This window comes from Microcoleus sp. CAWBG27, assembly GCF_020883145.1.
Taxonomy (GTDB): domain Bacteria; phylum Cyanobacteriota; class Cyanobacteriia; order Cyanobacteriales; family Microcoleaceae; genus Microcoleus.
Genome location: NZ_JAHREU010000003.1, coordinates 114,126 through 124,564, shown reverse-complemented (window position 1 = coordinate 124,564; position 10,439 = coordinate 114,126). Strand labels below are relative to the sequence as shown.

The window sequence follows — 10,439 nt, the reverse complement described above, 5'->3', positions numbered from 1 at the left end:
AGTGAGGACTTTAGTCCTCTCTTTTTCTGCGGACTAAAGTCCTCACTACAAACTAAATTATCGAAATCGTTTGTAGTGAGGACTTTAGTCCTCTCTTTTTCTGCGGACTAAAGTCCTCACTACAAACCAAATTGCTGAGAGCCATCTTGATGGGCAACTATAGATCTATTTAGATTATAAAAAATCTAAAATTGTTCTAGCAATACCTTGCGCGGCGAGATAAGGAACTCCATTCCCCACAGTTTTAAACATATTAGTCAGCGTCATATTATTCGGCAGTGCAAACTCTTTTGGTAGCGACTGAATAGCTAGTGTTTCAGCAACAGAAAGCCTGCGAACTTTGTAAGGATGCAAGTGAACTTCGTTATTTCCATAACAAGCAGTCGGCGAATAACGCCAGCGGTGCAGGCGCTTGAAAGATTTTTTTGAATCGTCTCCCTCATCGACCTCAGCAAACCTTTTAATACCTGCTCTTGGTTGAAAATAATGTTCAGCGTTGGGATGGTTGAGAACATCATTTTTTTGGAACCAAAACTCTACTGTTAATTCTTGGGTGATGCCATCGGGACAAGGCAAGAAACCATCACGTACAAAAGCATTTCTTTCAGGCCAAGGATGACAAAAAACTTCTGATTTGGGATATAATACCTGAGTTTCCCAGGGAAATAATTTTTCAGGTAACATTGGGCTGGATTCATCTAGGATAATCCCCAGATTTGTGACAAGATTTTTTTTAAAGCCAATCAAAATAATGCGGTCTCTATCCTGCGGTACTCCATATTCGATCGCATTTATTAAACGTTCCACAAAAAAATATTCCGAATCAGCCAACTTAAGCTTGAGTTCGTCGTAAAAAGCTTTATGTTTTTTTGTCCTCCACAAACCTTTGACATTTTCAAACACAAAGAAATCCGGCTGCTGCTGGCAAATCAATTCAATGTACGAAGCTGAAAGTTTACCTTTATCTCCTTCCTGACCTCGATTTTTGCCGCCAACAGAAAAGTCAGGACAAGGCGGCCCCGCGATAAATCCCACAATATCGTGATGCTGGCGGGCATCCTGCATCAATTCCCGCAGGCGAAAAGCTGGTTTTCCCCCTACAAGTTGAGTTACATCTGCTTCCTCTCCTTCGCAGTATCCGTATTCTGGTAGGGGCAAATTTAGGCACTGCCGAGAGTAGCGGTATGCTTGCATGAATGGTGGGAAAATTTCATTGACATACGCTACATTAAAGCCGCTTAATTCAAAACCGAGGTCAAGGAATCCTGAACCGGAAAAAAATGAGAATATACAGGGAGAACGGTACATTAAATCATCCCAGTTATTTTAAACTAAGCTTACTATAAATTCGGTTGGGCGTGCACCTGAACTATTGCTAAAAGTCGCAGAACCCCGCGTCGGACACGGCAGGGTCGTTTCTCTACCGTTGATGCACATCTTAATTCTTACAACCATTGACCGCCTCGGAAACGCCAGTAGGGAAACAAAATCCGCATCAGTGTTTGTGATGCTAGATAAATAGCCAACCACACGAAACTATAATGCAATGCAAAAGCTCCCAAGTCAAAATCTTGCCCAGGTATTCCGGGCAAACCGATAATTTTGATTAAAAATAACACAAAAAGTGCTTCCCAAATCCCGGCGATTAATTGAAACGCGCCGGGCCAATCTCGATCCCAGCGAAACTGCTGGATGTAGATATATATGACATCCCAGGCGATGCCAAAAATTGCTACATACCCTAAAATAAAGAAAAAAATTGAGCCTGATGTGGAGGTAATTAAACCCAGAAAAAAGGGTAGGGTTACTAAAACGCCTACGGTGGCAAATAGCAGTAACCGAGTTTGCCAGCGGCCGAATAAGGTGGGAGTCATTCGATTTTAGATTTTGAGTTTTGGATTTTGAATTTTGGATTTTGGATTTTGAATTTAGGATTGAGGATTGGGATTTGAGGTAGAAGGCGAAGCTCTTTTACATCCGTTACATCCGCTACAAAATCCGTTGCCGAACTTCCTTCTTCAAATTATCCTGGAGATTTATTTAAAATCCACTTTGACCATTGTAGGAACGATCGCCAAACGCTCAATTTCCCAACACCCGGAGCTCCGTTAGCTGCCAGACTTTCAACAGAACGCAGGGCGGCGTATTGCAAGCCCAAAAAGCTGTCTACGGGCGCGTAAGGCCCGCCCAAAGTAATCGCGCCCGCTGTGTACACCCGCCCTTCTGGGTTGTTGGGGGAGGCATTGCGTAATTCGGGGACTTCAAAATCGTTGTTGACACTCAAACGCCCCAAATTATTGAGGGGAAGATTGTATTGAACTACCAAATCCTCTAGCAGGGGACTGGTTTTTACCTTAGCGTCCAAACCCGTTGCGTCAATAATAAAATCAGCTTGTAACTTAATTTGCCCCTTGAGATCCTTTTCCTGAATGTAAGTCACGGTGCGATTTTGACTGTCGCGCTCGACTCGCTCGACTTCCCCGAAGGTAATTTGATACCATCCTTGACTTAAACCTTCTTTGACTATCCGCCGCCAGTCGCTGCGATTGGCTGTGGTAGTGCCGCCCCAGTCTCCGAGAAACTGCGGGCGAAATTCGGGTTTGGCTTTTTCCAAAAGTACGCGGAGTTCGCCGCCCCAACAGGCTTTGGGCCAGTTGAAAGGTTGAAATTCATAGTGATTTTCGACGTTTCTCTGAGCTCGATCGAATTTGTTACCTTGAGGTTTGGGCGATCGCATCAAATGCAATACTTGAATGTTGGCATTTCGCTGTCGCGCTTCATAAATTCGCTGCACCACCCGCGAAGCCACAATTCCCCGCCCTCTAATTAAAACGCTGCCGCCCTTCGCCTCCAACTTTTCGTAAACGCCGTCGTGGCTTTCGTAAGCGTTGACAACCGACTCAAAATCCTGGGTTTTTTCGCGATATTCTTGCAAGTCTGGCAAAAATTGAATTGCGGGATAGCCGGTGGCTAAGTGTACGTATTTGGCGATTAAAAAAGCACGATCGCGTTGATTGGCATTCGATCGAGAATAAGCGATCGCGTACCTGCCGTCATCTGTCTTCCGAATCGCCCGCACTCTCCCGTAGCGAAACATCTGATTCCACCCGATACGCACAGTTTCCCTGTCAATCGAGTCAAACACATTCCCGGCGCGCGGCGTATAAGTTTCGGCAAAAGTCGGTTCCGCAAACACCTGCCACATCAACTTTAGCGACACCATCAACCGCCCTTTCAGCAATACCTGCCAAGCTTCCCGCAAAGCATAGGGAGGCCAGCCCCAAATGTTGTCCGGACACGAGTCAGAATTCGATCGCAGGCGTTCTCGCAGCGGAATTTGAGAATTCAGGCACAACCGACGGTAACGGGCGTAGGGTTCCGATTCCATGCCCAGAACGGCAATTCGATCGACCTTCACGCCGCAAATTCTCAGCAAATCCACCCAAATCAAGCTGCCCAAACCGCCACCAACAGCAGCCCAATCAATTTCTTCAACCGGCAGTCCCATAGATTGGATCGATCGCATTGTGACTTGATTTGCCTGCAAAAATGCGATCGGCGGAAATTCTTCCCTACTATTTGTTTGAGGCACCGGCGACACCATGGGCTGCCCCAACGCGGGGTCTGGCCTATTGGTCTGCGGGTTAAAGAAAATGTGAGAATTGACAGACTGGGTTTCTGTGGAATTAACAGTAAATGAAATGGCTATCTTGTAGGGCCCGATTTGCAGCATATCGCCATTTGCCAGCACGCACCGGGTTTGGCGGGTGCCGTTGACAAAAGTACCGTTACGGCTGCCGGTGTCAGTAACTACGATACTGTCGCCTTCGGTGGCAATCACAGCGTGAAACCGAGACACTTGACTGCTTTTGAGGGGAATTCGAGAAACTCGCTCACCGTTGATGGTGGAGGGCATACCTTCAAAAATACGTCCCAAAGCGATGGGCAATTCGAGTATCGGGGAGCGACAATCCCCCGTAGCTGTATCTTTCCAAGTAAGTCGCAGGTGCAAGGGTTGAGGATTCATTATTATTTTTTAAACATCAGCCGTCGGCTTTGAGCTTTCTGGGAAAAAAGATTTTTGAATTTGAGAGATTTGATTTGAGCTCGGGGCTTGTATCAAAAACTTTAATAGTTTTGGGTGCATGGGGGCTAGAAACCGAGAATATCTGTAGATTTCTGTTGGTTCAACGCTAGATTTTCCGTAGCAATCGGGTGAAACTAAGCCAAATGCGCCACTTGTCGTATTTAAAGTGTGGGCTGCCAATGGTGCATCTTACCGCTGATATTTGAGATTTTGGATTGAATGCACTCCCAAAAGTGTCAGGAAGCGAAAATTAGGTGCTGTTTCCTGCACGATCCTAGCATTGGCGATCGCGCGATCGAACAAAAGAGCGATCGCCCGATTCTGGCTTTTTCTCTCCCCTCAAGGAGACAGCACCACACTCGCCGCCGCCGCCAAAGAAGTACCGCACCACGGACACCCCGCACTTAACTGCGCGTAAGGCGAAACCCGGCTGCACTTGGGACACTGCAAACCGTAGGTAGAAGGCTGCGCCGGCGGGGAAGAAATTTGCACCGGAGGCGCCCCAAGCAAAACTGTCAGCGGCGCGGCTAAGTGCACCTCAGTTACATTCACCTCAATTTCCACTTGGCCTAAATGGATGCGACTGTCGGATTTCAATATTGCTTCGCCCGAGGCGAGAATTTTTCCGTCTACCAGGGGCGGATTGCTGGGGCGCAAATTCCGCACTGCATACTCCTGCAATTCCTCATTAAAAAATATTTCCACGTGCAACCCCGATACACTGGAATCCGAAAATACTATATCGCACTGCGCTGGGTCGCGTCCGAGTCTCACGCTTCCCGGGTTTTTGCTTGGCTGTTCGTTTAGAATCGTCTGAGTTTGACGAACCCCAGCCTCTGTCCATGTTAAATTAAGCTGGTTTGTCATCGTTCTATAGTTTCCTGAAATATTTAATATACTCCCCGCCCTAAAAGTGCGGATATTCTTGAAACTTCATTGGGATGCGCTACAAGTAGTCTTGCGTTCCCTCGATGTCCGTTTATATAGCAATCCTAAATGATTCAGATAAATTTGTAGGGTAGTGCCTTTCTTCGCCTACCCCATATCTATCGGGCAACCGGGCGTGGTTAGAACCCTACAACAATTACACAACTGATGAGAGGCTTGCTATATATAGCGGTTCTCAAAAAAAGTGAAGTATGCCCACGGAACTCTATGCCCGGTTTGGCCTATGCCCTATGCCCATGAGTACCTCATGTTTTTGAGAAAGTCTATACGAGTTAACCAAATATTTCGTCTCACAAACAAAAAAGCCCCGAAATCGGGGCTTTTTGCGATCGGATTGGCTTTTATTGAGAGACAGACTGGTGTTTGCTTGCCTTGTCTAGCCCGCAAACTTCTTGACCCTCAAGACAGCTTTATAACTTCTTAAGAATCGCACAGTGACGATATTTCAGTCACTGTGTTAAATAGTCACAGACTCAATTAAGCTTCGCTTTTGCGGCTTTTCCGGCCGCCTTCGCGACCAATTTGAGCCATGTGTTCCCGATTTCTGCTGACAGCTTCGCCACCTTTTTGACCGGCTTCTCTGGCTTCTTCCGAAGTAAATTCGTGTGCAGTTCCTTTCGCGTGTGCAGCTTTTCCGCCTTTGCTAGCAATTGCGCGCTGTTTTTCTGCGTCCATAGATGCGAATCCACGTTTGCTTTTCTCAGCCATGACTGTCTCCTTGTTTGTTTGCTGATTTTTTAGATCGATCCCGCCTCCACCTCCCACCGTAGTTGGGACTCCCAGCCAGCGATGAGAGGTTAGACGGTAAATTATGAAACGTCATCTGACAAATGTAAACTTTGAGTTTAAGTCGCAGGATGACTGTTTGATAATTTACAAATGTGAACTAAACATAGTTCACGCCCGGGTACTGTAGTTCAAGCCGTCAATGTTTAAGCTGATTACTGTCTTTCAATCATTCTAGAAATCCCCCAACTTTTATACCTCTTTCTCAGGTATAGTCATTCTTTAGTTCGCTGGAAGGATGGAACCGAAAGCTGATTGGCGATACACTCAGAGCATTTTTCGACTTAACGGCGACACTTCTAAAATTCAAAGTCCAAAGAGGGATGCTTTTTTATCTTTTGACTTTTTATTTTTTTGATGCCTTCGGGGCCGCCCAGTTATCCCGATGTTAGTTGGTCTGCCGATCGAGTTGTTTCTGGCAAGCGATACCTCGGGGCGCAGTGCAGGACGTACTCGATCGCACTTATCAAGTTTACCTTATGACCGATCGATACATAAATCGGTTTTATCCCTGTTTGCGTCCTTAACGCTGCGCCTACCGTTGATCCCTCGTGCAGCAAAGGCTGCCAACTGCCCCGCTCGAACCCTACTTCTGAATGTTCTCCGATAAATCTAGTTTTGGCAACTCCGATCGTCGCAATTCCTGTCAAAACTCCCAAATGGCAGGCCAGGCCGAACCTGCGGGGGTGAGCTAGTCCTTGACCGTCGCACAATATCAAGTCTGGTCTCAAACTGATATTTTGTAAAGCGTCGAGGACTGCCGGCACTTCTCGAAAAGACAGGAAACCGGGAACGTAAGGAAAAGCTGTAGGACTGCGAACCACAGACTGCTGCTGTAATTGCAAGTCTGGAAAGCTCAAAACTGTTACAGCGGCCCGCGATACGCCTTCTACACTGTCGTAGCCGACATCTACGCCTGCGACGTACCGAACTGGCGACCGTAGATTTTCGGTAATTACCTCTGACCGGAGAACATCTTGAATGACGATCGCCTCTTCAATTGTCTTCGGCCAAGGGTGTTGCTGCAACATTAGATATTTTTCTTCAACCGTTCTCATCTAACTTTAGCTTATTTTCTGCCATTTTCAAATTCTAATTTTTAACATTTGTCGCTATAAATTCAAAACTTGCCCAAGGAGTCTTTTTTTATACTCGCTTTGGGTTGGGTAAGTCCCACCAATGCCCCTTCTCTAGCAGATTTTGAAGGAGGAAGGAATAGTTGACAGTTGACAGTTGACAGTTGACAGTTGACAGTTGACAGTTGACAGAAGTCCGATGGAAGTCGGAGGAAGGAGGAAAAGCAGTTCAGTATGATAGAGATATTAATGCTGCAATAAATATTAGAAATGAAGGTTTGCGAATTCTGGCGTTAGGAACTAGCGCTTCTGCCCTTGGAGGGAATGTAAGACCAAAATCTTCAGGACGTAAAAAATCTATGAAAGTTGAGGCAATCCCCATTGAATTGGGAAGCCTACACGCTCACCGCCAGGAAGCGTGTAGGTAGTTCGCAGTTAAAAAAGCAACCCAAGATGCTCAAGCCCAAATTAACCGGGCTCTCATAGCAAGCAGAAGCTCAACGGTTGCAGCGACAAACTTTAACTACCTCGCCGGGAAGTCCCCCGAAGAAGATGTACTAATCTTAGCGCGGTGGGATGAAAGGCAGAGAAATAGGCTCCACTCAAATTTCCAAATCTTCTCGATACTCTTACTGTTTTGTGTATAATGCAGTAAGGAGGTGTTAAGATGTTACACAAAGCGGTCAAAGTTAGAGTTTATCCAACACCAGAACAACAGGTGTTATTATCTCAGCACTTTGGCTGTGCTAGATGGTGGTGGAATTACGCTTTAAACAAGTCGATCGAGACTTACAAAAAACCGGAAAAAGCCTCGGTCAATCAGCACTTAATACCTTCTTACCCCCATATTAAAAAAGCAGAAGAAACTTTATGGTTATCTGAATGTTACGTTACAGCCAAGTTTTGCAAGCAACAACGCTCAATCTAACAACAGCCTATAAAAACTTTTTTGCAGGTCGTGCTAGATTCCCCCGTTACAAGTCAAAACAGGGCAAGCAGTCAATTCAGTATCCTCAGAATGTGAAAGTATTTGAGGGGCTTGTTCAATTTCCTGGCAAAGTCGGTAAAATTAAAGCTAAGCTGCATAGGAATATTGAAGGAATAATTAAGACTGTAACGGTCAGCTTAGAACCATCAGGGAAATACTTTGCATCAATATTGACCGAGGCTGAAGGTGAAAACCCAACATTTTCAACTGAGGGTAAAGTAATTGGGATTGACTTAGGATTGACTCATTTTGCGATCGCGAGTGATGGCACTAAAGTCTCTAAATACAGTAATCCTAAGCACTTAGCCAAACATGAAAAAAATCTTAAACGCAAGCAACAAAAGCTAGCAAAAAAACAGAAAGGAAGTAAATCAAGAAACAAAGCTAAAAAGACTGTAGCTAAAGTGTACGCTCGGATAGCTAAATCCCGTCAAGATTTTTTGCATAAGTTATCAAGAAAACTCGTCAACGAAAACCAAGTTGTCGTAGTAGAAAATCTTAATGTTAAAGGCATGGTACGCAACCACAATTTAGCTAAAGCAATATCTGATGCTGGATGGGGAACTTTTACTAATTTCTTAGCTTACAAGCTAGATAAAAAAGGTGGGAAGTTAATAGAAATTGACCGATGGTTCCCCAGTTCTAAACTTTGCTCTAGCTGTTATTACCAAATTGATAAGTTACCACTTGATGTTAGAGAGTGGACTTGTCCCAATTGTGGCACTCGTCACGATCGCGATGGTAATGCAGCAACAAATATTAGAGCAGAAGGTATCAGAATGCTACAAACGGATGGAACAGCCGTTTCTGAAGAGTGGAGGGGAAGTAAGACCAACGTGCATGACGTAAGTCAGTTCGCTCGGCATTGCCCCGCGATGTTAGAAGCTTGCACTATAATCGCTTCGATAAGCGTGCGGGTAGTTCACCCAAGGTTTCAATTGCCAAGGAAGGTTCGGTATCGTAGTCCAAAATTAAAGGCAAGTCAGTTCGCCTGTGTGGCATGGCAGTGAGTACCCGCACTGAATTGGTAAAGACGATCGCATTCGGCACAATCACTCGCTCTCCCTGATAAGTCATAATTTGAGTTCAACGCATCGAAATCTCTTCGACTGTACCTTCAAAGCCTTCTACAACTATCTGGTCGCCTAATTGAAACGGTTCGTGCAACAGCATCAAGATGCCTGCTAAAAAGTTTTTGAAGATATCTTGGAAGGCAAAACTAACAGCTACTGAACCCAATCCTAACAAACCGATGATGTCTCCGGGAGGCAAAGCCGGGAAAGCAATGACGCAGGCGATTGAACTGCCAGCCGCCCAAGTGAGGGCAAAGGCTATCTGCACCAAGAGCGATCGCAAGGATAAACTTTTGACAGTCTGTTGAGTAGCTGCCGAGACTGCGAGGCTAACAAACTTTGCTGCCGTGTTCGTCAGCACAATAACTACCACAGCCGCTGCTATTGAAGGCATTGCCTCGATCGCTTGGCCCAGCAGATTTAACAAGCTAGTTTGGATTTATTGAATTATGGCGCCCATTGTTAAATTTGAACTAAAAATTTTTAGGTAAATATATCGATCGCTGGCTAATTTATTATTTTGCCAGACCATCGTTTATGCTATATTCAACAGACAATGATATCATAGATGTCATATATGTAATGCTGAGTTCATTCCCCGGAAAAACAGAAAGATGAATTTTGATTTGCAGCAACTGATTAAAACCTTCGGCTATTTGGGAATTTGGGCTATTGTGTTCGCGGAATCCGGATTGCTGTTCGGTTTTTTTCTGCCGGGAGACAGCTTGCTATTTGCTGCGGGCATTGTGGCGTCGGGGCCAAACTCTATGAATATTTGGACGCTAATTTTTGGGTGTTTTGTCTGCGCGGTGGCTGGCGATAATGTTGGCTATGCAAGCGGACACCGTTGGGGCCGTCGCTTATTTAACAAGGAAGATTCGTGGCTTTTTAAGAAAGAATATTTAGAAAAAACTGAAAACTTCTACGAAAAACACGGCCACAAAGCAGTTGTACTGGCCAGATTTATGCCAATTGTCCGCACTTTTGCACCGATAGTGGCGGGAGTGGCGGCAATGAAATACAAAACTTTTATGTTTTACAACCTGCTGGGCGGGTTTGTGTGGACGGTGGGGTTGACCCTACTCGGTTATTATTTGGGAAAGATGATTCCTCCGGACAAAGTTGATGAGTATTTACTGCCGATTGTTGGTGTGATAATTGTACTTTCTTTTGTGCCTTCGATTATTCATATCATTCAAGAACGCCGCGCTAATAAGTAGAAGGAAGTTCGGCAACGGATTCTGTAACGGATGTAATGGATGTAACAATACTTCGGACAGTTTTTCAACGACTCTGTAAGCGTTACAGCGTAAGCCCTGGCATTTTTAATGTTTTTTTGAAAGTCAGGGCTAGACTCAAACATTGAAAAAATACTCATCCCTATAGCCATCAAGGGTTTGAGATACTCGATTAGATCTAAAAATGTCCGAAGTATTGATGTAACGAATGTAAGAGAAATGGAAGAGAAATGGAAGTCGGAA

Annotated in this window: 8 protein-coding genes and 2 pseudogenes; 3 read left to right on the top strand and 7 right to left on the bottom strand. The window is 45.1% G+C overall.

The window, feature by feature from the left end; all coding sequences use genetic code 11:
* Positions 1 to 174 precede the first annotated feature (174 nt).
* The 6 genes from QZ938_RS02920 to nfi form a co-directional block, all read right to left on the bottom strand.
* Positions 175 to 1,308, bottom strand: a complete 1,134-nt coding sequence (locus QZ938_RS02920; RefSeq protein ID WP_293347825.1) for a DNA cytosine methyltransferase — start codon at positions 1,306 to 1,308, stop codon at positions 175 to 177.
* A gap of 137 nt (positions 1,309 to 1,445) precedes the next feature.
* The gene (locus QZ938_RS02915) at positions 1,446 to 1,874 is read right to left on the bottom strand and encodes a hypothetical protein (RefSeq protein WP_293347822.1); all 429 of its coding nucleotides are present in this window, start codon (positions 1,872 to 1,874) and stop codon (positions 1,446 to 1,448) included.
* A gap of 149 nt (positions 1,875 to 2,023) precedes the next feature.
* Entirely contained in the window at positions 2,024 to 4,027 is a 2,004-nt protein-coding gene (locus QZ938_RS02910; protein ID WP_293149799.1) for an FHA domain-containing protein, read from the bottom strand.
* A gap of 399 nt (positions 4,028 to 4,426) precedes the next feature.
* The gene (locus QZ938_RS02905; protein WP_293149798.1) at positions 4,427 to 4,954 is read right to left on the bottom strand and encodes an FHA domain-containing protein; all 528 of its coding nucleotides are present in this window, start codon (positions 4,952 to 4,954) and stop codon (positions 4,427 to 4,429) included.
* 558 nt (positions 4,955 to 5,512) lie between these two features.
* On the bottom strand, positions 5,513 to 5,743 hold the full coding sequence (locus QZ938_RS02900) for a KGG domain-containing protein (RefSeq protein WP_293149797.1): 231 nt from the start codon (positions 5,741 to 5,743) through the stop codon (positions 5,513 to 5,515).
* 455 nt (positions 5,744 to 6,198) lie between these two features.
* Complete coding sequence (nfi, locus tag QZ938_RS02895; RefSeq protein WP_293149793.1) at positions 6,199 to 6,852, bottom strand: deoxyribonuclease V; 654 nt, start codon at positions 6,850 to 6,852, stop codon at positions 6,199 to 6,201.
* 275 nt (positions 6,853 to 7,127) lie between these two features.
* Between nfi and QZ938_RS02890 the strand changes: the two are divergent.
* Positions 7,128 to 7,325, top strand: a pseudogene (locus tag QZ938_RS02890) (hypothetical protein); the annotation flags it as partial.
* Between the two features lie 239 nt (positions 7,326 to 7,564).
* Positions 7,565 to 8,895: pseudogene (locus tag QZ938_RS02885) on the top strand (RNA-guided endonuclease InsQ/TnpB family protein).
* Positions 8,896 to 8,971: 76 nt separating this feature from the next.
* On the opposite strand, the gene QZ938_RS02880 reads toward QZ938_RS02885, so the two are convergent.
* Positions 8,972 to 9,385: a mechanosensitive ion channel domain-containing protein gene (locus QZ938_RS02880; protein ID WP_293347819.1), complete on the bottom strand. Its 414-nt coding sequence runs from the start codon at positions 9,383 to 9,385 to the stop codon at positions 8,972 to 8,974.
* Between the two features lie 187 nt (positions 9,386 to 9,572).
* Here QZ938_RS02880 and QZ938_RS02875 point away from each other — a divergent pair, with 187 nt between their 5' ends.
* Positions 9,573 to 10,178, top strand: a complete 606-nt coding sequence (locus QZ938_RS02875) for a VTT domain-containing protein (RefSeq protein ID WP_293347816.1) — start codon at positions 9,573 to 9,575, stop codon at positions 10,176 to 10,178.
* Positions 10,179 to 10,439: the final 261 nt, after the last annotated feature.